Consider the following 26,254-nt stretch of genomic DNA (forward strand, 5'->3'; position numbering starts at 1 on the left):
ATCCAGAGCACGACAGTTACTCAATTAGTGAAAAGAGTCACGGCAGAGAAGAAACCCGTCTTCATATTGTTTGTGATGTCCCTGATGAACTTATTGATTTCACGTTTGAATAGAAAGGGCAGCTATGGACAGAAACTACCTGGCGTCAGTCCTTACGGGGAGCGGGCTTTCGTAATCTTGCCCTGCTACAACAGGATTAACTTCACAAATTTCATTTCCCAACGTCTACACTTACTCCTGTAAACCGTTCAGGAGCAGTAATGAATCAGCAACGATTTGATGAAAGCACCCTAATCCGCATCTTCGCGATTTATGAGCTATATCGACTGAAAGAACATGGCTTAACGCGCGGGGCGCTTCTCGATTATCACAGCCGTTATAAACTCGTCTTTCTGGCGCATTCCCAGCCGGAATACCGCAAACTTGGCCCGTTTGTGGCTGATATTCACCGGTGGCAAAGTCTGGATGACTATTACAACCAGTACCGCCAACGCGTGATTGTTTTGCTTTCTCACCCTGCCAACCGGCGTGATCATACTAACGTTTTGATGCACGTTCAGGGATATTTTCGCCCACATATTGATTCCACAGAACGCCAGCAGCTGGCGGCGCTTATCGACAGTTATCGCCGTGGCGAGCAACCACTTCTTGCGCCGCTGATGCGTATCAAACACTATATGGCGCTTTATCCTGACGCCTGGCTTTCAGTGCAGCGTTATTTCGAACTTTGGCCGTGTGTGATTAACTTGCGCCATTCAGGAGTTTTATGACTACCCATCTGGTCTGGTTTCGCCAGGATTTACGTCAGCACGATAATCTCGCGCTGGCTGCCGCCTGCCGCAATTCGTCTGCAAGCGTGCTGGCGTTGTATATCGCTACACCACGCCAGTGGGCGGCGCATAACATGTCGCCGCGTCAGGCTGAACTTATCAATGCTCAACTGAACGGGCTACAAATCGCGCTGGCGGAAAAAGGCATTCCTTTATTGTTCCGTGAAGTGGATGACTTTGCCGCCAGCGTCGAAATAGTTAAACAGGTGTGCGCGGAAAACAGCGTTACTCATCTTTTTTATAACTATCAGTATGAGGTGAATGAGCGGGCGCGGGATGTGCAGGTTGAGAGAACGCTGCGTAACGTGGTGTGTGAAGGATTTGATGACAGCGTGATCCTGCCGCCTGGCGCGGTGATGACTGGCAATCATGAGATGTACAAAGTCTTTACGCCTTTTCAAAATGCCTGGCTGAAACGGCTGCGGGAAGGGATGCCGGAGTGCGTCGCTGCACCAAAAGTTCGTAGTAGCGGATCGATAAAGCCCGCGCCATCCATTACGCTGAATTATCCTCGTCAGTCTTTCGATACTGCGCATTTCCCGGTGGAAGAAAAAGCTGCGATTGCGCAATTACGCCAGTTTTGCCAGAACGGTGCCGGAGAATATGAGCAACAACGAGATTTTCCGGCAGTGGAAGGCACCAGTCGTTTGTCCGCCAGCTTGGCAACGGGCGGGTTATCGCCTCGCCAGTGTTTGCATCGCTTGTTGGCGGAACAGCCGCAGGCGCTGGACGGTGGGGCCGGTAGTGTCTGGCTTAGTGAGCTGATCTGGCGCGAGTTCTACCGTCATCTGATGACGTATTACCCCTCGTTGTGTAAACATTGTCCGTTTATTGCCTGGACGGATCGTGTGCAGTGGCAGAGCAATCCCGCACATTTACAGGCCTGGCAGGAAGGCAAAACGGGATACCCGATTGTCGATGCTGCCATGCGTCAGCTTAACAGCACTGGCTGGATGCATAACAGGCTACGGATGATTACAGCCAGTTTTCTGGTGAAAGATTTGTTGATCGACTGGCGCGAAGGCGAGCGATATTTCATGTCGCAGCTGATTGATGGTGATTTGGCAGCTAATAACGGTGGCTGGCAGTGGGCCGCTTCAACCGGAACCGATGCAGCGCCGTATTTTCGTATTTTTAACCCGACAACCCAGGGCGAGAAATTTGACCGCGAAGGCGAGTTTATCCGCCAGTGGCTACCGGAACTGCGCGATGTGCCAGGGAAAGTGGTGCATGAGCCGTGGAAGTGGGCGCAGAAAGCAGGTATGACGCTGGATTATCCGCAACCGATAGTTGATCACAAAGAGGCAAGGCTGCGAACGCTGGCAGCGTACGAAGAAGCGAGGAAAGGAGCCTGATAAAACGCAGTGAGCGTCTTATCAGGCATCGGTGCTGGTCTATTAAGATTCCAGCGCCAGCGCGCGGTTTCTGAATTTCAGCGCCTGATACAGCCAAATCATCAACACCACTCCTACACACGCCAGTGCGCCCCAGGTAATTTGATCAAATACTTCAATATATGCATTGATGGAGTAGTTGATCGCCCCGGAAGCATCAAACGAAGCCTGCGATGTCTGATCGGCAATCACGCCAGCCAGATAGTTCGCAATCGCGCCGGAAAGCAGCATATAAATGCCAGTTAATACGCCAGTCACGCCAGGGATTTCAATGCGCGTAATCTGCGACATAGCAACCGGGTCGATAAACAGTTCGGCAAACCCCATCACCGCCAGGCCTAACACCATCAGTGGCAGAGAAGAATGACCATACATTGCAGACCAGCGGGCGCTTAAGGTCAGAATGCAGAATCCGGCGCTCATCAGGCCGAGACCAAGAGCAAATTTCCCCCAGATGCGCACGGTACGATTACCTGCGACGCTTTCTTTAACCACCCATGCCAGGAACACACCGCACAGCATAACCGCGAAGGCATTAATTGACTGGAACATCGCGGTCGGAACGGTATAACCAAACATATCGCGGTTAACGAAGCGGTCGATATAAAGGCTAATCGAGCTACCGCCCTGTTGTGCGAAGGCCCAGAACAACATACTGAAGAAGGTGAGCGTCACAATCAGCCCCAGCTCCTTACGCTGTTTTTGGTTTTCTGCTTTGCGATAAATTTTAGCCAGAACCCCAAGGCCAATGATCGTCGCGACAATCAAGGCGTATACCGACCACTCTTTCCAGAACAACACGGTAATCAGCGCAGGCGTTGCCACCAGCAGAACCAGTAGCCATCCCCAGTTGGGCAGGAGAAAGTTTGTCGCACGCAGTACCTTTTTGTTAACGCCGCGGGTGTGTGTGAAATGACGATTGCCACATAAGAAAATGACCAGACCCGCGATCATGCCAACCGCCGCCAGGCCAAAGCCCATCGCCCAACTGTACTCTTCCTGGGCGTAGCCACAGGCGATAGGTGCGATAATAGATCCCACGTTACCCGCCGCATACATCAGCGAGAAGCCGCCATCACGACGCGGATCGGTTGGCTCATACAGCTCGCCGAGCAGGCAACTGACGTTGGATTTAAACAGACCATAGCCACAAACGATAATCGCCAGGGACAGATAGAGGAATGACGGATGGATCTCACTGGCACCCAGCACCACATGACCGATCGCCATCAACAACGCCCCCAGCATCACCGCCATGCGATTACCGAGAACTTTATCCGCCAAAAAGCCACCGAGGATTGGCGTGACATACACCAGCGAACAGTAGGCGCTAAATAACTCGTAGGCGTGAGTATCGTTGTATTTTAGTTGATTGGTGAGATAGAGAATCAGCAGGGCACGCATGCCGTAAAAGCTAAAATATTCCCAGATTTGCAGTGCAACGACATAGTAAATAGCGCGCGGTTGTGATGCGTATTTATTCATAATAATTCCACAATTGATGGCAACGTCACGTAATAGTTGCGCGGCGTGCTTGTGTTTCCTTAAAGTTAAAACTTTGATACAGATCTGATTATTTATGCAATATGCTGTCTGATTGCATAAATATACATTAGCTGAAGCGTGATGATATAAACAATTTGCGTCTTTTGGCGTCGGGTTTGTTTCTTAATATGTCAAAAGATTGGCTATCGACGAACAGGCGAGGTAACGCTATGTTAACGGTGTAGCTATCAGAATACGGAAGGCGCGAAGATGAAAAACACCGAACTGGAACAACTGATTAACGAAAAACTGAACAGCGCGGCGATTAGTGATTACGCGCCGAATGGTTTGCAGGTGGAAGGCAAAGAGACGGTGCAAAAAATTGTTACCGGTGTCACTGCCAGCCAGGCTTTGCTCGATGAAGCGGTGCGTCTGGGCGCGGATGCGGTCATTGTGCATCATGGCTACTTCTGGAAAGGCGAATCCCCGGTCATTCGCGGCATGAAGCGTAACCGTTTAAAAACGTTGCTGGCGAATGATATCAACCTGTATGGCTGGCATTTGCCGCTTGACGCACATCCTGAGCTGGGCAATAACGCACAGCTGGCGGCGTTACTGGGGATCACGGTCATGGGCGAAATTGAGCCGTTGGTGCCGTGGGGCGAACTGACCATGCCTGTGCCGGGACTGGAACTGGCCTCCTGGATTGAAGCGCGTCTGGGACGTAAGCCGTTATGGTGTGGCGATACCGGACCTGAGGTGGTCCAGCGCGTCGCCTGGTGCACGGGCGGCGGGCAAAGTTTTATCGATAGCGCCGCGCGTTTTGGCGTGGATGCTTTTATTACTGGCGAAGTTTCTGAACAGACCATTCATTCAGCCCGCGAGCAGGGATTGCATTTTTATGCTGCGGGTCACCATGCCACTGAACGCGGTGGTATTCGCGCATTGAGCGAGTGGCTGAATGAAAATACCGATCTTGATGTGACCTTTATTGATATTCCTAATCCTGCATAACGAATAATCAGAGGGATCGAAAGTGCAACGAGCGCGTTGTTATCTGATAGGTGAAACGGCGGTAGTGCTGGAGCTGGAACCGCCGGTGACGCTGGCTAGCCAGAAACGGATCTGGCGACTGGCGCAGCGTCTGGTGGATATGCCGAATGTGGTTGAAGCCATTCCTGGCATGAACAATATCACGGTGATTTTACGTAATCCTGAGTCGCTGGCGCTGGATGCCATAGAGCGTTTGCAACGCTGGTGGGAGGAGAGTGAGGCGCTGGAGCCGGAGTCTCGTTTTATTGAAATTCCGGTGGTTTACGGTGGCGCAGGCGGACCGGATTTGGCGGTGGTCGCGGCGCATTGTGGGTTGAGCGAAAAACAGGTTGTTGAATTGCACTCCTCCGTGGAATACGTGGTCTGGTTTTTAGGTTTTCAACCGGGCTTCCCGTATCTCGGGAGTTTGCCGGAACAACTACACACGCCACGGCGCGCTGAACCGCGCTTGCTCGTTCCGGCAGGTTCTGTCGGGATCGGCGGGCCGCAGACCGGTGTTTATCCGCTGGCAACGCCGGGTGGCTGGCAGTTGATTGGTCATACCTCACTCAGCCTGTTTGATCCGGCGCGTGACGAACCCATCTTATTACGTCCGGGAGACAGCGTGCGCTTTGTACCGCAGAAGGAGGGAGTATGCTGAAGATTATTCGTGCGGGCATGTATACCACTGTGCAGGATGGCGGTCGTCACGGTTTTCGCCAGTCGGGTATCAGCCACTGCGGCGCACTGGATATGCCCGCGTTACGCATTGCTAACCTACTGGTGGGTAATGACGCCAATGCCCCCGCGCTGGAGATCACGCTCGGTCAGTTAACGGTTGAGTTCGAAACTGATGGGTGGTTTGCTCTGACGGGGGCCGGTTGCGAAGCGCGGCTGGATGATAACGCCGTCTGGACCGGCTGGCGATTGCCGATGAAAGCAGGTCAGCGTTTAACGCTTAAACGCCCGCAGCACGGGATGCGCAGTTATCTGGCGGTCGCGGGTGGTATTGATGTTCCGCCGGTAATGGGGTCATGCAGCACCGATCTCAAAGTGGGGATTGGCGGGCTGGAAGGCCGTTTACTAAAGGATGGTGACCGACTCCCGATTGGCAAATCGAAGCGTGATTTTATGGAAGCGCAGGGCGTTAAACAGCTGCTGTGGGGCAACCGCATTCGCGCCTTGCCGGGGCCGGAATATCATGAGTTCGATCGCGCCTCGCAGGATGCATTCTGGCGTTCGCCCTGGCAGCTTAGCTCGCAAAGTAACCGAATGGGCTATCGCTTACAGGGGCAAATTTTAAAACGCACCACCGATCGCGAACTGTTATCTCACGGTTTGTTACCGGGCGTGGTGCAGGTGCCACATAACGGGCAGCCGATTGTGTTGATGAACGACGCACAGACCACCGGTGGTTATCCGCGTATTGCCTGTATCATCGAGGCTGATATGTACCATCTGGCGCAAATTCCGCTCGGTCAGCCGATTCATTTTGTCCAGTGTTCACTGGAAGAAGCACTGAAAGCACGGCAAGATCAGCAACGTTATTTCGAACAATTAGCGTGGCGGCTGCACAATGAAAATTGACCTGAACGCCGATCTGGGCGAAGGCTATGCCAGCGACGCAGAGCTATTAACGCTGGTTTCCTCTGCCAATATTGCCTGTGGATTTCATGCAGGCGATGCGCAAACCATGCAGGCTTGCGTGCGTGAAGCAATAAAAAATGGTGTTGCGATTGGCGCTCACCCGAGTTTTCCCGACAGGGAAAATTTTGGGCGCAGCGTCATGCAGCTGCCGCCAGAAACCGTTTACGCCCAGACGCTGTATCAAATTGGCGCGCTGGCAACGATTGCCCGTGCGCAAGGCGGTGTTATGCGTCATGTCAAACCTCACGGCATGTTATACAACCAGGCAGCGAAAGAGGCACAACTGGCAGACGCCATCGCCAGAGCGGTATACGCTTGCGATCCGGCATTGATTCTCGTCGGGCTGGCAGGAAGCGAGCTGATTCGTGCAGGCAAGCAATATGGCCTGACAACGCGCGAGGAAGTGTTTGCCGATCGCGGTTATCAGGCAGACGGTTCGCTGGTGCCGCGAAGCCAGCCAGGCGCGTTGATTGAAAACGAAGAACAGGCGCTGGCGCAAACGCTGGAGATGGTGCAACACGGCAGAGTCAAAAGCATCACCGGCGAATGGGCAACGGTCACGGCGCAAACGGTCTGCCTGCATGGCGACGGCGAGCACGCACTGGCATTCGCCCGCCGACTACGCTCTACATTTGCCGAAAAGGGGATTGTTGTCGCAGCATAACCCCGTTTAATAAAGAATGAAAAAAGGATATCACCATGCCTGAAGGCCCGGAGATCCGCCGTGCAGCGGATAACCTGGAGGCGGCGATCAAAGGCAAACCACTAACTGATGTCTGGTTTGCCTTCCCGCAGTTAAAACCTTATCAATCACAACTTATCGGTCAACACGTTACCCATGTGGAAACGCGTGGTAAGGCGTTGTTAACTCATTTTTCCAACGACTTAACGCTCTACAGCCATAATCAGCTTTACGGCGTCTGGCGCGTGGTTGATACCGGCGAAGAGCCGCAGACTATGCGAGTATTGCGGGTAAAACTGCAAACGGTTGACAAAACTATTCTGCTTTATAGCGCCTCGGATATTGAGATGTTGACGCCGGAACAACTGATCACGCATCCGTTTTTACAACGAGTCGGCCCCGATGTGCTGGATCCGAATCTGACGCCGGAGGTGGTAAAGGAACGGTTATTGTCGCCGCGCTTTCGTAACCGTCAGTTTGCTGGATTACTGCTCGATCAGGCGTTTCTGGCTGGGCTTGGCAATTATTTGCGGGTGGAGATCCTCTGGCAGGTTGGGTTGACTGGAAATCATAAAGCGAAAGATCTCAATGCGGCGCAACTGGATGCACTCGCACACGCGTTACTGGATATTCCTCGATTTTCCTACGCTACGCGGGGGCAGGTGGATGAGAATAAGCATCATGGGGCGCTGTTTCGCTTTAAGGTTTTTCATCGTGATGGCGAACTGTGCGAACGCTGTGGCGGCATCATTGAGAAAACCACGCTGTCATCTCGCCCGTTTTACTGGTGCCCTGGCTGCCAGCATTAGGCAGAACGCTTCGGCGCATAGGTTGAAATAAACCGCGCAATGGCAGGTCCCGTCAGCAAAATACTGAACAGGCGCAGGGTTTGCATCGCCATGATGAGCGCCATATCGGCATTGCTCCCTGCGGCGATGACCGCCACGGTATCAAGCCCGCCGGGGCTGGTGGCGAGGTAGGCGGTCATAAAATCAATATGCATAAACCGGGTCAGCCCCCACGCCATACCCGCACAAATAGCCAGCAGAGCAAAAATCGACAGCAGGATTTGTGGCAGTGGGCGCAATGCCCGCAGTAATATTTGCTTATCGAAACCAAGACCAATCCGCCAGCCAATTGCCATATATGCCATCGCCAGCAGCCATTCCGGGAGTTCAATCGTGATGAGCTGACCAGACTGGAGCACTGCGCCCGCCAGCATCGGGATGAGCATCGTGCCGGAAGGAAGACGTAGCAAGCATCCCGCCGTACCGGCAACGACCGCGAGCAAAATCGTAAGCAGGAGATTAATGCTCACTGGCGGGAACCAGACGATCTGCTGGTTAACCGCTTCAGCGTTATCGCCCAGCATCATGCGGGTGACCAGAACAGCGGCTCCTGCGACGAACAGCACTCGCAGATATTGCATAAACGCCACCAGGCGAATATCTGCGCCGTAATCTTGCGCCATTGCGACCATTGCCGCCGCGCCGCCAGGAGAAGAACCCCAGGCCCCGGTATTTCCTGGCAGCGAGCTATAGCGCACCAATAACCAACCCACGATGGCGCTGGAAAGTAACGTCACCAGTAAAATAGCTAACACAATCGGCCAGTTCACCGCTAGCGTGGTCAGGATCGAACCGGTCAGGTTTTGCGCAATCATGCAGCCAAGAATGGCCTGCGCGGCGAGAAAAGCGGAGCGGGGGAGTTGCAGGGTAACCCCGCGCATACTGAAGATGATCCCGGCGAGCATCGGCCCAAGTAATAGCGCCGCCGGGAGATGTAATCCGAGGAAGCCAATAGAAAGTAGAAGTGAGAGCACACATAACATTCCCCACTGCAAAACTGGCATCCTTCGCTCCCTCATTATTTTCTCTTTGGTGTATCGATACAGCATAAAGAAAGCCGGGCCAGGAAAAAATAACAGCAATCAAGGAAAAGGGGAAAATCAGCAATTTTCTGAAAGAGAGGCCCTTTACTGACTGCAAAGGGCATCATGATAAATTAGTTATAGTTAATCTTAAAAAGCACCACTGTATCGAAGGGACCCGCTTCGATGGGGGTGCCGGGAATGGACGAAAGTTCAGCCGTATAGGTTTTTTCGTAGATCAGCATATCGCTGGTGAAATCAGCATATTCGCTGTATTTGTTGAAAGTATAGGGTGAAGAATTTTCATCCAGCAAACGTAGCTTCAGTCCATTACCAATCAGCAGTGCTTTATCCTCTTCAATCAATGTTTCTTCGGTATAAAACGAAGAGCTGACCTTAAATCCGTCGGTGCACTGGTCATTTTGTGATTTTGTCGTCTTAATACTGAATGTTTTCGACATTGTGTGGCGGCGAATATCCAGCAAATTAAATTTACCAAAATCAATCACCTGTGTTTCCGGTGAAATGGAAAAATTGACGCTGCAATCCAGCACGCGAATGTTTTCCAGACCAGTAATATGATATTTCAGGTTTTGGGCAGTAGGGTCTTCGTTAACGCTACCGGCACCGTCAAATTGCACGACGATATAGTCGCTAAGCGTACTTTGATAATCATGCGGCGGCATTTCGCGAATCTTAACGTATAACCGCATACGAGCGAGAAAGGTTCGCGACATGTGAATATTAGCGGGGTCACCCGAGCATATTTTGTTCTGCCAGCCCATCGCGATAATCTGCTCAGGGGTATAAATGTTAATGTTCTTACTGTCGATACACTGGTTGGTGTCGATGCGGCTTTTCCCCAGACTGGCATCGTAATCGACACCATTGTATGTCACGCCGAGTTGATAATAACGATCCTGTACCCCGGGGTAGGGGTTTACCCATGCGTAGACATGTTCGCTTTCAAAGTTGCCGTTGGTATTGTTGTCACAATAGACGGGAATTTTAATATCGTCAGATTCCCAGATCTTATCGCCGGGTTTGGCATTACCTGGCACAGCAAAGGGTTGAATCGCTTCCGATTTTTCTACCGTTCCGCCGGAAGTACCAAAATAGCAGTTCAGCGCTAGCGCAGACTTCAATGGCAGAAATACCAGACAGATGACGAGCAACACTCCCTTGCCAGCACTCATTTCTTCGCCTCCACTGCTTGTAAACGGCATTGTCCGCTGCAGTTGAGCGTCGTCATGCGTAACGCGCCGTAATCATCCATATAACCGAGATAAAACTGACTGCCGCTATAACTTCCGGTGTTTGTAATTACTGTACTAAAAGGCGCAACCATCACGGTTTTGAAGCCGGGAAGAACGCCTTTTTCATTTCTCCCCAGATAGGCAATGGTCAGATAATACGCGGTAGGATTTTTCAGTGTCAGTTGGTTGCCCTGCTGGCTGACTTGTAACTGTAGCTCGACCTTTTCTCCTGCTTTCTTGCGTAATGCAGCCGGTCGCCAGAATACCTTGATACGACTCTGAATGGCGACTTGCAGAACGGCATGGCCGCTGTTTTTTTCTGGGGAGGGAGGAATTTCACGCATATTGTAGAAAAATAGCGTTTCGCGATCGCCCGGTAATTTTGTGGTCGAGGCTTGCTTTACTATCCGTACCTGCGTTGTTGCTTTCGGTTCCAGACGTTGTATCGGTGGCAGGGCAACCAGAAGATCATCGCTTTTCTCCCCTTTTTCATTTTCGAGCCAGGAATAAGCGAGGTAGGGGAGTTTATCGCTACGATTATCCACGCGCAGACTGGTAGCTTTATCATTAGCGTTAAACACAATACGAGTGCGATCGGGTTGTAGTGCAGCGTGGCTGCACAGACTGGCAACCAACAACAAAAGGGGTAGTCCTTTCATAAATGTCATTTTCATTTCCTTAATTAATGACAAGGTAAAATCAGTCGATTTGCGGTGTCTTCCATATGTTCAGGAAGATGGAGCGAGCAATGCTGACTATCACCCCAGACCACGGTAAGCATTTGATTTTCAGCGACTCCGCTTAACCAGGCATGTCCTTCCTCGCCAACCATCCCCACGCTAATGCCGCTGTTATCCTAGCGGATATCCGCACCGAGGGGAGGGAACTGACCGCTGGCGTTGCGAATGATGACGTTAACGTCTTTACCGGAACGGGAAGCCAGCGATTTGTAACCTATCGCGCCTTCAATCCACGTTTCTTTGATAACGTTTTCTGCCACTGTTACGCCGTCGGGTAAGTCATTCATGTTCACCGCCACGGTGGAAGGCTGATAACTGGAAATCAACGGCACCACCGCAATGCCAAAATGGTTGGTGTAGTCGAGATTGCCCTGAACCGGAATATCTGCCACGCCATCGGTACTGACCATCAGACGTGGTTCATTGGTGGAGCTGCGACGATGGAACGCCGCACCATATTGAGTTGCCGTGAAAGAACCGCTCCAGCTGCTGCTGACGGAACTGTAATCATTGGCGGCATAGGTACCAGAAATATCCCACTCACCCGCTGAACTCAGGTGCTGATAGTTACCGCTCACCTGGACTCCATTATCCGGACGGTCGGATTGCAGTCCGGTAGACATGCCCCAGCTATTACGTTCATCTAACGTATCATTCCACGACATGCGGTGTGTGGTGCTGTGACTACTGTTTTGCATGTCATAACCGACCCGCCCCCCGTTACCGAAGGGGAGCGAAATCGACAGGTAAATCTGATTGTCGCGATCTTTATCTTCGTAATGGGTTGTATTGAATGACGTCGAGATCGAGATATCTCTCCAGTTACCAATATCAACATTAAAACCCGCCGTGATGTTGGCGGTCGTGGAGGCGTCTGCATTCCACCAGGTTTGATGCAGCAGGTTGGCGTACAGATTGAGGTTCAGTGGGGTAATCGGTTGGCCCACGGATAAGCTGATCGTCTGTTTTTCGTCCTGCGCATCGCTGTTGTTGTATTTGTGATCCAGATAGTTGGCGTAGCTGTGAAAATGACGATCGGAGAAACGATAAGCGGCGAGCGAAATCGTGCTGTCGGTGGCATCCACTTGTTTGCTGTAATTAAAGCGGTAACTTAAGCCCCGCTCGTCCTGCTGAGTATCAAACTGACTACTGGCCCACGTGACATCAAACGACAATGCACCAAGCCACAGCATATTTTGCCCGATACCCATTGCGGCAGAATGGTAGTCGTCACCCGAAATCAGCAGGCCGCCGTACAGTGAGGTATTTGACAGCATCCCCCAGGAAACTTCATTGCTAAAAAAGGTTTCATTTTCAGTTTGATGAGACATAGATGTTCGCGGCTGACCGGCAGCAAGTTTATAGCGAACCTGCCCCTGGCGCGTAAGGAAAGGCGTCGATGCTGCCGAAACCTGGAAATTGTTCGCCCGACCATCTTCTTCCGTCACTTTGACATCTAACGTACCCTGGACGGACTGATTAAGGTCATCAATGATAAACGGACCTGGTGGGACTTTCTTCTGGTAAATAACTCGCCCTGAGTGACTCACGGTGACGGTGGCGTTGGTTTGTGCAATGCCGCTGATTTGTGGGGCGTAGCCGCGTAGCTCCCACGGTAACATCCGATCGTCACTTGCCAGTGCCGCGCCGGTATAAGAAAAGCCGTCGAAAATATTGGAACTGAAATCCGTTTCACCAAGGGTTAATTTTGAACCTAATTGCGGTAATGGACGAAAAAGATAGGTGCGTGATATTTCGCCTGACTGTTCATGGTTATCATCGCTATCGGTCTGATTCAATTGGTAATCACTGCGTAAACGCCATGCTCCCGCGTTAATTCCGGCTGTTCCATAGGCGTTCAGGTTAGTGCTGTTGCTACCATCCTGTGGGCGGTAGCTGCTTGCAAACAGGTTGTAGTCCATCAGGACGCCGGCGACACCTTCTTTCCATGTTGAGGGGGGAGTCCAGTTATCTGAGTGCCACGCCAGCCAGGCTTGTGGAATAGTGATATTCAGTTGCTGGCTAGCCTGATCAAAAATGAAGAGAATTTCAGGCCGGGAGCTAAAATCGACGCACTGGTTTAACCGTGGTAACGACTGACGAACTTCAGGTTTTAAACCAAATTTATCTACCAGTAAATCATTAATACACGGAATGGTTTGGTCACCGTTCTTTTTCCAGTCAATTTTTTGTCCGTTACTGATTTGGTTGTTATTTACTGTAACGCTAACAAAATATTCACCGGGAGCAATGCCCCCTTTTTCCTTTAATAATGAAATATCAATGCGATCTCGCATCGATTTATCGAGGACATTCAGGTTGAATTCGACCGCCAATGCGGAAGGTATCGCCATGACCAGGCAGGATATAAAAGAGAGTCGATAAATATTCACGGTGTCCATACCTGATAAATATTTGAAGAAAGGCGGCGATGACGCCGCCAAAGTGATACTTATTTATAATCCAGTACGTAGGTCGCATTCGCCGTAACTGCGCCTGGTGTTACGGGCGTAGCCTGATCAATTTGTTCCATCCACGCAAAGAAATTTAACGTTTGTTCGCTGGAGGTTGGTGCCAGGTCGATATCTGGAGTAGCGGTGCCTAAAACGATATTGCTTTGATCTTTATTCATTAAACGCACGCCGACACCGGTCGCTTCACCCGTGCTGGTGTTGTTGAGAATCGGATCTGCGCCGGTGGTTTTCGCTGAGCTGTCAAAGGTGACTGCAACTTTAGAAATCTTGCCGCCGGAACCGTTGTTGGAGTTTTCCAGATCGCAGTTGACTAAGCGCAGGTCGACAGCAACGGCATCGCTGTGATGCGACTGATTAATGTGGCTGGTGGTCACCTGACCGAGTTCAACTTCTTTATCAATATCATCCTGATGTATTTCACACGGTGCTTCAATAACTTCACCTTTAAAGTGAATTTCACCGGATCCTTCATCAGCCGCATAAACAGGTGCAGTGAACAGCAGAGATACGGCCAGTGCGGCCAATGTTTTTTGTCCTTTAAACATAGCTGAGTCCTTTAAATAATGAGATAGAGTGTTGCGAGGCAAGAATATATTAACTGACAGTTGAATGTATTTGGTTTTATTTAACAATATTAAAAAGCTTGTTATATAAAGAATGGAATAATTGAGTGCATAAATTTATTGTTTAATGAGATGAAAGATGGGGTGGGATGGATATGCATAATTTTCATTGGGTTAACAATGCTACCGGCAGGAAAGTAAAAAAATAAACTTATCATTCTGCTCAGTATGTGACTTGTCACATTTTTTCACCTTATTAATGGGTATTTGCATCTGGTTTAATTTTTACAATTTATTATGTTCAGCCATATAAAAAAGAACCCGCTCTATTAAAGGCGGGTCCGGAAAGTAAACGGCTTAGCAATCAATCATTAACGCTTGATATCGCTTTTAAAGTCGCGTTTTTCATATCCTGTATACAGTTGACGCGGACGGGCAATCTTCATACCGTCACTGTGCATTTCGCTCCAGTGGGCGATCCAGCCAACGGTACGTGCCATTGCGAAAATGACGGTGAACATGGAAGACGGAATACCCATCGCTTTCAGGATGATACCAGAGTAGAAATCGACGTTCGGGTACAGTTTTTTCTCGATAAAGTACGGGTCGTTCAGCGCGATGTTTTCCAGCTCCATAGCCACTTCCAGCAGGTCATCTTTGGTACCCAGCTCTTTCAGAACTTCATGGCAGGTTTCACGCATTACGGTGGCGCGCGGGTCGTAATTTTTGTACACGCGGTGACCGAAGCCCATCAGGCGGAAAGAATCATTTTTGTCTTTCGCACGACGAACAAATTCCGGAATGTGTTTAACGGAGCTGATTTCTTCCAGCATTTTCAGCGCCGCTTCGTTAGCACCACCGTGCGCAGGTCCCCACAGTGAAGCAATACCTGCAGCGATACAGGCAAACGGGTTCGCACCCGAAGAGCCAGCGGTACGCACGGTGGAGGTGGAGGCGTTCTGTTCATGGTCAGCGTGCAGGATCAGAATACGGTCCATAGCACGTTCCAGAATCGGATTAACTTCATACGGTTCGCACGGCGTGGAGAACATCATATTCAGGAAGTTACCAGCGTAGGAGAGATCATTGCGCGGGTAAACAAATGGCTGACCAATGGAATACTTGTAACACATCGCGGCCATGGTCGGCATTTTTGACAGCAGGCGGAACGCGGCAATTTCACGATGACGAGGATTGTTAACATCCAGCGAGTCGTGGTAGAACGCCGCCAGCGCGCCGGTAATACCACACATGACTGCCATTGGATGCGAGTCGCGACGGAAAGCATGGAACAGACGGGTAATCTGCTCGTGGATCATGGTATGACGGGTCACCGTAGTTTTAAATTCGTCATACTGTTCCTGAGTCGGTTTTTCACCATTCAGCAGGATGTAACAAACTTCCAGGTAGTTAGAATCGGTCGCCAGCTGATCGATCGGGAAACCGCGGTGCAGCAAAATACCTTCATCACCATCAATAAAAGTAATTTTAGATTCGCAGGATGCGGTTGAAGTGAAGCCTGGGTCAAAGGTGAATACACCTTTTGAACCGAGAGTACGGATATCAATAACATCTTGACCCAGCGTGCCTTTCAGCACATCCAGTTCAACAGCTGTATCCCCGTTGAGGGTGAGTTTTGCTTTTGTATCAGCCATTTAAGGTCTCCTTAGCGCCTTATTGCGTAAGACTGCCGGAACTTAAATTTGCCTTCGCACATCAACCTGGCTTTACCCGTTTGTTATTTGGCTCGCCGCTCTGTGAAAGAGGGGAAAACCTGGGTACAGAGCTCTGGGCGCTTGCAGGTAAAGGATCCATTGATGACGAATAAATGGCGAATCAAGTACTTAGCAATCCGAATTATTAAACTTGTCTACCACTAATAACTGTCCCGAATGAATTGGTCAATACTTCCACACTGTTACATAAGTTAATCTTAGGTGAAATACCGACTTCATAACTTTTACGCATTATATGCTTTTCCTGGTAATGTTTGTAACAACTTTGTTGAATGATTGTCAAATTAGATGATTAAAAATTAAATAAATGTTGTTATCGTGACGCAGATCACTGTTCAGGATAAAACCCGACAAACTATATGTAGGTTAATTGTAATGATTTTGTGAACGGCCTATACTGCCGCCAGGTCTCCGGAACACCCTGCAATCCCGAGCCACCCAGCGTTGTAACGTGTCGTTTTCGCATCTGGAAGCAGTGTTTTGCATGACGCGCAGTTATAGAAAGGACGCTGTCTGACCCGCAAGCAGACCGGAGGAAGGAAATCCCGACGTCTCCAGGTAACAGAAAGTTAACCTCTGTGCCCGTAGTCCCCAGGGAATAATAAGAACAGCATGTGGGCGTTATTCATGATAAGAAATGTGAAAAAACAAAGACCTGTTAATCTGGACCTACAGACCATCCGGTTCCCCATCACGGCGATAGCGTCCATTCTCCATCGCGTTTCCGGTGTGATCACCTTTGTTGCAGTGGGCATCCTGCTGTGGCTTCTGGGTACCAGCCTCTCTTCCCCTGAAGGTTTCGAGCAAGCTTCCGCGATTATGGGCAGCTTCTTCGTCAAATTTATCATGTGGGGCATCCTTACCGCTCTGGCGTATCACGTCGTCGTAGGTATTCGCCACATGATGATGGATTTTGGCTATCTGGAAGAAACATTCGAAGCGGGTAAACGCTCCGCCAAAATCTCCTTTGTTATTACTGTCGTGCTTTCACTTCTCGCAGGAGTCCTCGTATGGTAAGCAACGCCTCCGCATTAGGACGCAATGGCGTACATGATTTCATCCTCGTTCGCGCTACCGCTATCGTCCTGACGCTCTACATCATTTATATGGTCGGTTTTTTCGCCACCAGTGGCGAACTGACATATGAAGTCTGGATCGGTTTCTTCGCCTCTGCGTTCACCAAAGTGTTCACCCTGCTGGCGCTGTTTTCTATCTTGATCCATGCCTGGATCGGCATGTGGCAGGTGTTGACCGACTACGTTAAACCGCTGGCCTTGCGCCTGATGCTGCAACTGGTGATTGTCGTTGCTCTGGTGGTTTACGTGATTTATGGATTCGTTGTGGTGTGGGGTGTGTGATGAAATTGCCAGTCAGAGAATTTGATGCAGTTGTGATTGGTGCCGGTGGCGCAGGTATGCGCGCGGCGCTGCAAATTTCCCAGAGCGGTCAGACCTGTGCGCTGCTCTCTAAAGTCTTCCCGACCCGTTCCCATACCGTTTCTGCGCAAGGCGGCATTACCGTTGCGCTGGGTAATACCCATGAAGATAACTGGGAATGGCATATGTACGACACCGTAAAAGGTTCGGACTATATCGGTGACCAGGACGCGATTGAATATATGTGTAAAACCGGGCCGGAAGCGATTCTGGAACTGGAACATATGGGCCTGCCGTTCTCGCGTCTTGATGATGGTCGTATCTATCAACGTCCGTTTGGCGGTCAGTCGAAAAACTTCGGCGGCGAGCAGGCGGCACGTACTGCGGCGGCAGCTGACCGTACCGGTCACGCACTGTTGCACACCCTTTATCAGCAGAACCTGAAAAACCACACCACCATTTTCTCCGAGTGGTATGCGCTGGATCTGGTGAAAAACCAGGATGGCGCGGTGGTCGGTTGTACCGCACTGTGCATCGAAACTGGTGAAGTGGTTTACTTCAAAGCTCGCGCTACCGTGCTGGCGACTGGCGGGGCAGGGCGTATTTATCAGTCCACTACCAACGCCCACATTAACACTGGCGACGGCGTCGGCATGGCTATCCGTGCAGGCGTACCAGTGCAGGATATGGAAATGTGGCAGTTCCACCCGACCGGTATTGCCGGTGCGGGCGTACTGGTCACCGAAGGGTGCCGTGGTGAAGGCGGTTATCTGCTGAACAAACATGGCGAACGCTTTATGGAGCGTTATGCGCCGAACGCCAAAGACCTGGCGGGCCGTGACGTGGTGGCGCGTTCCATCATGATTGAAATCCGTGAAGGTCGCGGCTGTGATGGTCCGTGGGGGCCACACGCGAAACTGAAACTTGACCACTTGGGTAAAGAAGTTCTCGAATCCCGTCTGCCGGGTATTCTGGAACTCTCCCGTACCTTCGCTCACGTTGATCCGGTGAAAGAGCCGATTCCGGTTATCCCAACCTGTCACTACATGATGGGCGGTATTCCGACCAAAGTGACCGGTCAGGCGCTGACGGTGAACGAGAAAGGCGAAGATGTGGTTGTTCCGGGGCTGTTTGCCGTTGGTGAAATCGCTTGTGTATCGGTACACGGCGCTAACCGTCTGGGCGGCAACTCGCTGCTGGACCTGGTGGTCTTTGGTCGCGCAGCGGGTTTGCATCTGCAAGAGTCTATCGCCGAGCAGGGCGCATTGCGCGATGCCAGCGAGTCTGATGTTGAAGCATCTCTGGATCGTCTGAACCGCTGGAACAATAATCGTAACGGTGAAGATCCGGTGGCGATTCGTAAAGCGCTGCAAGAATGTATGCAGCATAACTTCTCGGTCTTCCGTGAAGGTGATGCGATGGCGAAAGGGCTTGAGCAGTTGAAAGTTATCCGCGAGCGTCTGAAAAATGCCCGTCTGGATGACACTTCCAGCGAGTTCAACACCCAGCGCGTTGAGTGCCTGGAACTGGATAACCTGATGGAAACGGCGTATGCAACGGCTGTTTCTGCCAACTTCCGTACCGAAAGCCGTGGCGCACATAGCCGCTTCGACTTCCCGGATCGTGATGATGAAAACTGGCTGTGCCACTCCCTGTATCTGCCTGAGTCGGAATCCATGACGCGCCGAAGCGTCAACATGGAACCGAAACTGCGCCCGGCATTCCCGCCGAAGATTCGTACTTACTAATGCGGAGACAGGAAAATGAGACTCGAGTTTTCAATTTATCGCTATAACCCGGATGTTGATGATGCTCCGCGTATGCAGGATTACACCCTGGAAGCGGAAGAAGGTCGTGACATGATGCTGCTGGATGCGCTTATCCAGCTGAAAGAGAAAGATCCCAGCCTGTCGTTCCGTCGCTCCTGCCGTGAAGGTGTGTGCGGTTCCGACGGTCTGAACATGAACGGCAAGAATGGTCTGGCCTGTATTACCCCGATTTCGGCACTCAACCAGCCGGGCAAGAAGATTGTGATTCGCCCGCTGCCAGGTTTACCGGTGATCCGCGATTTGGTGGTAGACATGGGACAATTCTATGCGCAATATGAGAAAATTAAGCCTTACCTGTTGAATAATGGACAAAATCCGCCAGCTCGCGAGCATTTACAGATGCCAGAGCAGCGCGAAAAACTCGACGGGCTGTATGAATGTATTCTCTGCGCATGTTGTTCAACCTCTTGTCCGTCTTTCTGGTGGAATCCCGATAAGTTTATCGGCCCGGCAGGCTTGTTAGCGGCATATCGTTTCCTGATCGATAGCCGTGATACCGAGACTGACAGCCGCCTCGACGGTTTGAGCGATGCATTCAGCGTATTCCGCTGTCACAGCATCATGAACTGCGTCAGTGTATGTCCGAAGGGGCTGAACCCGACGCGCGCCATCGGCCATATCAAGTCGATGTTGTTGCAACGTAATGCGTAAACCCAGGCCTGATAAGACGCACAAGCGTCGCATCAGGCAACCAGTGCCGGATGCGGCGTGAACGCCTTATCCGGCCTACAAAAGAAATGCAGAAACCGTAGGCCTGATAAGACGCGCAAGCGTCGCATCAGGCAAACAGCGCCGGATGCGGCGTGAATGCCTTATCCGGCCTACAAAAGAAATGCAGGAAATCTTTAAAAACTGCCCCTGACACTAAGACAGTTTTTAAAGGTTCCTTAGCGGACGCAGAAAACACGACAAGTCCGCAACAAGTGAACCCCGGCACGCACATCAGATATGAAATGTGCGTGGTAGTATCCACGGCGAAGTAAGCATAAAAAAGATGCTTAAGGGATCACGATGCAGAACAGCGCTTTGAAAGCCTGGTTGGACTCTTCTTACCTCTCTGGCGCAAACCAGAGCTGGATAGAACAGCTCTATGAAGACTTCTTAACCGATCCTGACTCGGTTGACGCTAACTGGCGTTCGACGTTCCAGCAGTTACCTGGTACGGGAGTCAAACCGGATCAATTCCACTCTCAAACGCGTGAATATTTCCGCCGCCTGGCGAAAGACGCTTCACGTTACTCTTCAACGATCTCCGACCCTGACACCAATGTGAAGCAGGTTAAAGTCCTGCAGCTCATTAACGCATACCGCTTCCGTGGTCACCAGCATGCGAATCTCGATCCGCTGGGACTGTGGCAGCAAGATAAAGTGGCCGATCTGGATCCATCTTTCCACGATCTGACCGAAGCAGACTTCCAGGAGACCTTCAACGTCGGTTCATTTGCCAGCGGCAAAGAAACCATGAAACTCGGCGAGCTGCTGGAAGCCCTCAAGCAAACCTACTGCGGCCCGATTGGTGCCGAGTATATGCACATCACCAGCACCGAAGAAAAACGCTGGATCCAACAGCGTATCGAGTCTGGTCGCGCGACTTTCAATAGCGAAGAGAAAAAACGCTTCTTAAGCGAACTGACCGCCGCTGAAGGCCTTGAACGTTACCTCGGCGCAAAATTCCCTGGCGCAAAACGCTTCTCGCTGGAAGGCGGTGACGCGTTAATCCCGATGCTTAAAGAGATGATCCGCCACGCTGGCAACAGCGGCACCCGCGAAGTGGTTCTCGGGATGGCGCACCGTGGTCGTCTGAACGTGCTGGTGAACGTGCTGGGTAAAAAACCGCAAGACTTGTTCGACGAGTTCGCCGGTAAACATAAAGAACACCTCGGCACGGGTGACGTGAAATACCACATGGGCTTCTCGTCTGACTTCCAGACCGATGGCGGCCTGGTGCACCTGGCGCTGGCGTTTAACCCGTCTCACCTTGAGATTGTCAGCCCGGTAGTTATCGGTTCTGTTCGTGCCCGTCTGGACAGACTTGATGAGCCGAGCAGCAACAAAGTGCTGCCAATCACCATCCACGGTGACGCCGCAGTGACCGGACAGGGCGTGGTTCAGGAAACCCTGAACATGTCGAAAGCGCGTGGCTATGAAGTTGGCGGTACGGTACGTATCGTTATCAACAACCAGGTTGGCTTCACCACCTCTAACCCGCTGGATGCCCGTTCGACGCCGTACTGTACTGATATCGGTAAGATGGTTCAGGCACCGATTTTCCACGTAAACGCGGATGATCCGGAAGCCGTTGCCTTTGTGACCCGTCTGGCGCTCGATTTCCGTAACACCTTTAAACGTGATGTCTTCATCGACCTGGTGTGCTACCGCCGTCATGGCCACAACGAAGCCGACGAGCCGAGCGCAACCCAGCCGCTGATGTATCAGAAAATCAAAAAACATCCGACGCCGCGCAAAATCTACGCTGACAAGCTGGAGCAGGAAAAAGTGGCGACGCTGGAAGATGCCACCGAGATGGTTAACCTGTACCGCGATGCGCTGGATGCTGGCGATTGCGTGGTAGCAGAGTGGCGTCCGATGAACATGCACTCTTTCACCTGGTCGCCATACCTCAACCACGAATGGGACGAAGAGTACCCGAACAAAGTTGAGATGAAGCGCCTGCAGGAACTGGCTAAACGCATCAGTACGGTGCCGGAAGCAGTTGAAATGCAGTCTCGCGTTGCCAAGATTTATGGCGATCGCCAGGCAATGGCAGCCGGTGAGAAACTGTTCGACTGGGGCGGTGCGGAAAACCTCGCTTACGCCACGCTGGTTGATGAAGGCATTCCGGTTCGCCTGTCGGGTGAAGACTCCGGTCGCGGTACCTTCTTCCACCGCCACGCGGTGATCCACAACCAGTCTAACGGTTCCACTTACACGCCGCTGCAACACATCCATAACGGTCAGGGCGCGTTCCGTGTCTGGGACTCCGTACTGTCAGAAGAAGCCGTGCTGGCGTTTGAATACGGTTATGCCACCGCAGAACCACGCACTCTGACCATCTGGGAAGCGCAGTTCGGTGACTTCGCCAACGGTGCGCAGGTGGTTATCGACCAGTTCATCTCCTCTGGCGAACAGAAATGGGGCCGGATGTGTGGTCTGGTGATGTTGCTGCCGCACGGTTACGAAGGGCAGGGGCCGGAGCACTCCTCCGCGCGTCTGGAACGTTATCTGCAACTTTGTGCTGAGCAAAACATGCAGGTTTGCGTACCTTCTACCCCGGCACAGGTTTACCACATGCTGCGTCGTCAGGCGCTGCGCGGGATGCGTCGTCCGCTGGTCGTGATGTCGCCGAAATCCCTGCTGCGTCATCCGCTGGCGGTTTCCAGCCTCGAAGAACTGGCGAACGGCACCTTCCTGCCAGCCATCGGTGAAATCGACGAGCTTGATCCGAAGGGCGTTAAGCGTGTAGTGATGTGTTCTGGTAAGGTTTATTACGACCTGCTGGAACAACGTCGTAAGAACAATCAACACGATGTCGCCATTGTGCGTATCGAGCAACTCTACCCGTTCCCGCATAAAGCGATGCAGGAAGTGTTGCAGCAGTTTGCTCACGTCAAGGATTTTGTCTGGTGCCAGGAAGAGCCGCTCAACCAGGGCGCATGGTACTGCAGCCAGCATCATTTCCGTGAAGTGATTCCGTTTGGGGCTTCTCTGCGTTATGCAGGCCGCCCGGCCTCCGCCTCTCCGGCGGTAGGGTATATGTCCGTTCACCAGAAACAGCAACAAGATCTGGTTAATGACGCGCTGAACGTCGAATAAATAAAGGATACACAATGAGTAGCGTAGATATTCTGGTCCCTGACCTGCCTGAATCCGTAGCCGATGCCACCGTCGCAACCTGGCATAAAAAACCCGGCGACGCAGTCGTACGTGATGAAGTGCTGGTAGAAATCGAAACTGACAAAGTGGTACTGGAAGTACCGGCATCAGCAGACGGCATTCTGGATGCGGTTCTGGAAGATGAAGGTACAACGGTAACGTCTCGTCAGATCCTTGGTCGCCTGCGTGAAGGCAACAGCGCGGGTAAAGAAACCAGCGCGAAATCTGAAGAGAAAGCGTCCACTCCGGCGCAACGCCAGCAGGCGTCTCTGGAAGAGCAAAACAACGATGCGTTAAGCCCGGCGATCCGTCGCCTGCTGGCTGAACATAACCTCGACGCCAGCGCCATTAAAGGCACCGGTGTGGGTGGTCGTCTGACCCGTGAAGATGTGGAAAAACATCTGGCGAAAGCCCCGGCGAAAGAGTCTGCTCCGGCAGCGGCTGCTCCGGCGGCGCAACCGGCCCTGGCTGCACGTAGCGAAAAACGTGTCCCGATGACCCGCCTGCGTAAGCGTGTGGCAGAGCGTCTGCTGGAAGCGAAAAACTCCACCGCCATGCTGACCACGTTCAACGAAGTCAACATGAAGCCGATTATGGATCTGCGTAAGCAGTACGGTGAAGCGTTTGAAAAACGCCACGGCATTCGTCTGGGCTTTATGTCCTTCTACGTGAAAGCGGTGGTTGAAGCCCTGAAACGTTACCCGGAAGTGAATGCGTCTATCGACGGCGATGATGTGGTTTACCACAACTATTTCGACGTCAGTATGGCGGTTTCTACGCCGCGCGGCCTGGTGACGCCGGTTCTGCGTGATGTCGATACCCTCGGCATGGCAGACATCGAGAAGAAAATCAAAGAGCTGGCAGTTAAAGGCCGTGACGGCAAGCTGACGGTTGAAGATCTGACCGGTGGTAACTTCACCATCACCAACGGTGGTGTGTTCGGTTCCCTGATGTCAACGCCTATCATCAACCCGCCGCAGAGCGCAATTCTGGGTATGCACGCTATCAAAGATCGTCCGATGGCGGTGAATGGTCAGGTTGAGATCCTGCCGATGATGTACCTGGCGCTGTCCTACGATCACCGTCTGATCGATGGTCGCGAATCCGTGGGCTTCCTGGTAACGATCAAAGAGTTGCTGGAAGATCCGACTCGTCTGCTGCTGGACGTGTAGTAGTTTAAGCTTCACCTGCACTGTAGACCGACGTGAATAGGGTGTCGGTCTACGGTTTAAAAGATAACGATTACTGAAGGATGGACAGAACACATGAACTTACATGAATATCAGGCAAAACAACTTTTTGCCCGCTATGGCTTACCAGCACCGGTGGGTTATGCCTGTACTACTCCGCGCGAAGCAGAAGAAGCCGCTTCAAAAATCGGTGCCGGTCCGTGGGTAGTGAAATGTCAGGTTCACGCTGGTGGCCGCGGTAAAGCGGGCGGTGTGAAAGTGGTAAACAGCAAAGAAGACATCCGTGCTTTTGCAGAAAACTGGCTGGGCAAGCGTCTGGTAACGTATCAAACAGATGCCAATGGCCAACCGGTTAACCAGATTCTGGTTGAAGCAGCGACCGATATCGCTAAAGAGCTGTATCTCGGTGCCGTTGTTGACCGTAGTTCCCGTCGTGTGGTCTTTATGGCCTCCACCGAAGGCGGCGTGGAAATTGAAAAAGTGGCGGAAGAAACTCCGCACCTGATCCACAAAGTTGCGCTTGATCCGCTGACTGGCCCGATGCCGTATCAGGGACGCGAGCTGGCGTTCAAACTGGGTCTGGAAGGTAAACTGGTTCAGCAGTTCACCAAAATCTTCATGGGCCTGGCGACCATTTTCCTGGAGCGCGACCTGGCGCTGATCGAAATCAACCCGCTGGTCATTACCAAACAGGGCGATCTGATTTGCCTCGACGGCAAACTGGGCGCTGATGGCAACGCACTGTTCCGCCAGCCTGATCTGCGCGAAATGCGTGACCAGTCGCAGGAAGATCCGCGTGAAGCACAGGCTGCACAGTGGGAACTGAACTACGTTGCGCTGGACGGTAACATCGGTTGTATGGTTAACGGCGCAGGCCTGGCGATGGGCACCATGGACATCGTTAAACTGCACGGCGGCGAACCAGCTAACTTCCTGGACGTTGGCGGCGGCGCAACCAAAGAACGTGTAACCGAAGCGTTCAAAATCATCCTCTCTGACGACAAAGTGAAAGCCGTTCTGGTTAACATCTTCGGCGGTATCGTTCGTTGCGACCTGATCGCTGACGGTATCATCGGCGCGGTAGCGGAAGTGGGTGTTAACGTACCGGTCGTGGTACGTCTGGAAGGTAACAACGCCGAACTCGGCGCGAAGAAACTGGCTGACAGCGGCCTGAATATTATTGCAGCAAAAGGTCTGACGGATGCAGCTCAGCAGGTTGTTGCCGCAGTGGAGGGGAAATAATGTCCATTTTAATTGATAAAAACACCAAGGTTATCTGCCAGGGCTTTACCGGTAGCCAGGGGACTTTCCACTCAGAACAGGCCATTGCATACGGCACTAAAATGGTTGGCGGCGTAACCCCAGGTAAAGGCGGTACTACCCACCTCGGCCTGCCAGTGTTCAACACCGTGCGTGAAGCTGTTGCTGCTACTGGCGCTACCGCCTCTGTTATCTACGTACCAGCACCGTTCTGCAAAGACTCCATTCTGGAAGCTATCGATGCAGGCATCAAACTGATTATCACCATCACTGAAGGCATCCCGACGCTGGATATGCTGACGGTGAAAGTGAAACTGGATGAAGCAGGCGTTCGTATGATCGGCCCGAACTGCCCAGGCGTTATCACCCCGGGGGAATGCAAAATCGGTATCCAGCCGGGTCACATTCACAAACCGGGTAAAGTGGGTATCGTTTCCCGTTCCGGTACGCTGACCTATGAAGCGGTTAAACAGACCACGGATTACGGTTTCGGTCAGTCGACCTGCGTTGGTATCGGCGGCGACCCGATCCCTGGCTCTAACTTTATCGACATCCTCGAAATGTTCGAAAAAGATCCGCAGACCGAAGCGATCGTGATGATCGGTGAGATCGGCGGTAGCGCTGAAGAAGAAGCAGCGGCGTACATCAAGGAGCACGTTACCAAGCCAGTTGTGGGTTACATCGCTGGTGTGACTGCGCCGAAAGGCAAACGTATGGGTCACGCAGGTGCGATCATTGCCGGTGGTAAAGGGACTGCGGATGAGAAATTCGCTGCTCTGGAAGCCGCAGGCGTGAAAACCGTTCGCAGCCTGGCGGATATCGGTGAAGCACTGAAAACTGTTCTGAAATAAATATCTGTAATAAGAAATAGCCCTCGCCGCTTCCCTCTACAGGAGGGGCGAAGGGCTGTCGGTTTCGACATGGTTGGCCATCTTATGATGGCCTTTTTTATTCGGGCACTAATCTGAAAAGTTTGCCCACTGCTTTTCTCCCATCTTCTGCGCAATAATGCCCGGC

Annotated in this window: 22 protein-coding genes and 2 pseudogenes; 16 read left to right on the forward strand and 8 right to left on the reverse strand. The window is 51.9% G+C overall.

Going from position 1 to position 26,254, the window contains the following annotated elements; all coding sequences use genetic code 11:
- From ACJHWT_RS17085 to phrB, 3 genes and pseudogenes are all read left to right on the forward strand, one after another.
- Positions 1–110: pseudogene (locus ACJHWT_RS17085) on the forward strand (ISAs1 family transposase); the annotation flags it as partial.
- A gap of 150 nt (positions 111–260) precedes the next feature.
- Positions 261–770 (forward strand): YbgA family protein, encoded by a 510-nt coding sequence (locus ACJHWT_RS17090; protein ID WP_001076017.1) that lies wholly within the window; start codon positions 261–263, stop codon positions 768–770.
- The gene (gene phrB / locus ACJHWT_RS17095; RefSeq protein WP_021539104.1) at positions 767–2,185 is read left to right on the forward strand and encodes a deoxyribodipyrimidine photo-lyase; all 1,419 of its coding nucleotides are present in this window, start codon (positions 767–769) and stop codon (positions 2,183–2,185) included. Before ACJHWT_RS17090 ends, phrB begins: the two co-directional genes overlap by 4 nt.
- Before the next feature lie 42 nt (positions 2,186–2,227).
- On the opposite strand, the gene dtpD is transcribed toward phrB, so the two are convergent.
- Positions 2,228–3,709: a dipeptide permease DtpD gene (gene dtpD, locus ACJHWT_RS17100; protein ID WP_001045975.1), complete on the reverse strand. Its 1,482-nt coding sequence runs from the start codon at positions 3,707–3,709 to the stop codon at positions 2,228–2,230.
- A gap of 270 nt (positions 3,710–3,979) precedes the next feature.
- On the opposite strand from dtpD, the gene ybgI reads away from it, so the two are divergent.
- Genes ybgI through nei form a run of 5 tightly spaced genes read left to right on the forward strand, consistent with a single transcriptional unit; the run spans position 3,980 to position 7,879 of the window.
- A complete protein-coding gene (gene ybgI / locus ACJHWT_RS17105) occupies positions 3,980–4,723 on the forward strand; it encodes a radiation resistance protein YbgI (RefSeq protein WP_000798871.1) in 744 nt (247 codons plus the stop codon).
- 22 nt (positions 4,724–4,745) lie between these two features.
- Complete coding sequence (gene pxpB, locus ACJHWT_RS17110; protein ID WP_001188343.1) at positions 4,746–5,402, forward strand: 5-oxoprolinase subunit PxpB; 657 nt, start codon at positions 4,746–4,748, stop codon at positions 5,400–5,402.
- Positions 5,396–6,328 (forward strand): 5-oxoprolinase subunit PxpC, encoded by a 933-nt coding sequence (gene pxpC / locus ACJHWT_RS17115; RefSeq protein ID WP_000912722.1) that lies wholly within the window; start codon positions 5,396–5,398, stop codon positions 6,326–6,328. Before pxpB ends, pxpC begins: the two co-directional genes overlap by 7 nt.
- Positions 6,318–7,052, forward strand: a complete 735-nt coding sequence (pxpA, locus tag ACJHWT_RS17120; protein WP_000687178.1) for a 5-oxoprolinase subunit PxpA — start codon at positions 6,318–6,320, stop codon at positions 7,050–7,052. The genes pxpC and pxpA overlap by 11 nt, the downstream gene beginning before the upstream one ends.
- Before the next feature lie 35 nt (positions 7,053–7,087).
- Positions 7,088–7,879, forward strand: a complete 792-nt coding sequence (gene nei, locus ACJHWT_RS17125; RefSeq protein ID WP_001113987.1) for an endonuclease VIII — start codon at positions 7,088–7,090, stop codon at positions 7,877–7,879.
- Here the strand turns inward: nei and ACJHWT_RS17130 are convergent.
- The 7 genes and pseudogenes from ACJHWT_RS17130 to ACJHWT_RS17160 all read right to left on the reverse strand — a co-directional run bounded on the left by ACJHWT_RS17130 (position 7,876) and on the right by ACJHWT_RS17160 (position 15,941).
- Positions 7,876–8,922, reverse strand: coding sequence for an AbrB family transcriptional regulator (locus ACJHWT_RS17130; RefSeq protein ID WP_001317710.1), 1,047 nt, complete (start codon positions 8,920–8,922; stop codon positions 7,876–7,878). The genes nei and ACJHWT_RS17130 overlap by 4 nt on opposite strands.
- A gap of 152 nt (positions 8,923–9,074) precedes the next feature.
- The gene (locus tag ACJHWT_RS17135) at positions 9,075–10,136 is read right to left on the reverse strand and encodes a fimbrial protein (RefSeq protein ID WP_001272438.1); all 1,062 of its coding nucleotides are present in this window, start codon (positions 10,134–10,136) and stop codon (positions 9,075–9,077) included.
- Positions 10,133–10,864 carry a molecular chaperone gene (locus tag ACJHWT_RS17140; RefSeq protein ID WP_000143536.1) on the reverse strand — a complete coding sequence of 244 codons (732 nt, stop codon included), beginning with the start codon at positions 10,862–10,864 and terminating at the stop codon, positions 10,133–10,135. Before ACJHWT_RS17140 ends, ACJHWT_RS17135 begins: the two co-directional genes overlap by 4 nt.
- Before the next feature lie 14 nt (positions 10,865–10,878).
- Positions 10,879–13,338: pseudogene (locus ACJHWT_RS17145) on the reverse strand (fimbria/pilus outer membrane usher protein).
- Positions 13,339–13,388: 50 nt separating this feature from the next.
- Positions 13,389–13,955, reverse strand: coding sequence for a fimbrial protein (locus tag ACJHWT_RS17150; protein ID WP_000472419.1), 567 nt, complete (start codon positions 13,953–13,955; stop codon positions 13,389–13,391).
- A 389-nt stretch (positions 13,956–14,344) separates the two neighbouring features.
- The gene (gene gltA / locus ACJHWT_RS17155) at positions 14,345–15,628 is read right to left on the reverse strand and encodes a citrate synthase (protein WP_000785834.1); all 1,284 of its coding nucleotides are present in this window, start codon (positions 15,626–15,628) and stop codon (positions 14,345–14,347) included.
- Positions 15,629–15,833: 205 nt separating this feature from the next.
- The gene (locus ACJHWT_RS17160; RefSeq protein ID WP_001305582.1) at positions 15,834–15,941 is read right to left on the reverse strand and encodes a hypothetical protein; all 108 of its coding nucleotides are present in this window, start codon (positions 15,939–15,941) and stop codon (positions 15,834–15,836) included.
- A gap of 380 nt (positions 15,942–16,321) precedes the next feature.
- Here ACJHWT_RS17160 and sdhC point away from each other — a divergent pair, with 380 nt between their 5' ends.
- The 8 genes from sdhC to sucD all read left to right on the forward strand — a co-directional run bounded on the left by sdhC (position 16,322) and on the right by sucD (position 26,088).
- Positions 16,322–16,726 carry a succinate dehydrogenase cytochrome b556 subunit gene (gene sdhC / locus ACJHWT_RS17165; protein ID WP_000263347.1) on the forward strand — a complete coding sequence of 135 codons (405 nt, stop codon included), beginning with the start codon at positions 16,322–16,324 and terminating at the stop codon, positions 16,724–16,726.
- Positions 16,720–17,067 carry a succinate dehydrogenase membrane anchor subunit gene (gene sdhD / locus ACJHWT_RS17170; RefSeq protein WP_000254365.1) on the forward strand — a complete coding sequence of 116 codons (348 nt, stop codon included), beginning with the start codon at positions 16,720–16,722 and terminating at the stop codon, positions 17,065–17,067. The genes sdhC and sdhD overlap by 7 nt, the downstream gene beginning before the upstream one ends.
- Positions 17,067–18,833, forward strand: coding sequence for a succinate dehydrogenase flavoprotein subunit (gene sdhA / locus ACJHWT_RS17175; protein ID WP_000775540.1), 1,767 nt, complete (start codon positions 17,067–17,069; stop codon positions 18,831–18,833). The genes sdhD and sdhA overlap by 1 nt, the downstream gene beginning before the upstream one ends.
- Before the next feature lie 15 nt (positions 18,834–18,848).
- Complete coding sequence (gene sdhB / locus ACJHWT_RS17180; RefSeq protein ID WP_001235263.1) at positions 18,849–19,565, forward strand: succinate dehydrogenase iron-sulfur subunit SdhB; 717 nt, start codon at positions 18,849–18,851, stop codon at positions 19,563–19,565.
- A 360-nt stretch (positions 19,566–19,925) separates the two neighbouring features.
- Positions 19,926–22,727: a 2-oxoglutarate dehydrogenase E1 component gene (sucA, locus tag ACJHWT_RS17185; RefSeq protein WP_001181473.1), complete on the forward strand. Its 2,802-nt coding sequence runs from the start codon at positions 19,926–19,928 to the stop codon at positions 22,725–22,727.
- A 14-nt stretch (positions 22,728–22,741) separates the two neighbouring features.
- Positions 22,742–23,959, forward strand: coding sequence for a 2-oxoglutarate dehydrogenase complex dihydrolipoyllysine-residue succinyltransferase (odhB, locus tag ACJHWT_RS17190; protein ID WP_000099823.1), 1,218 nt, complete (start codon positions 22,742–22,744; stop codon positions 23,957–23,959).
- A 93-nt stretch (positions 23,960–24,052) separates the two neighbouring features.
- Positions 24,053–25,219 (forward strand): ADP-forming succinate--CoA ligase subunit beta, encoded by a 1,167-nt coding sequence (gene sucC, locus ACJHWT_RS17195; protein ID WP_001048602.1) that lies wholly within the window; start codon positions 24,053–24,055, stop codon positions 25,217–25,219.
- Entirely contained in the window at positions 25,219–26,088 is an 870-nt protein-coding gene (gene sucD / locus ACJHWT_RS17200; protein ID WP_000025458.1) for a succinate--CoA ligase subunit alpha, read from the forward strand. The genes sucC and sucD overlap by 1 nt, the downstream gene beginning before the upstream one ends.
- Positions 26,089–26,254 lie beyond the last annotated feature (166 nt).

Origin of the sequence: Escherichia sp. WS338 (genome assembly GCF_046486405.1) — a bacterium.
In the GTDB taxonomy this organism is placed as follows: domain Bacteria; phylum Pseudomonadota; class Gammaproteobacteria; order Enterobacterales; family Enterobacteriaceae; genus Escherichia; species Escherichia coli.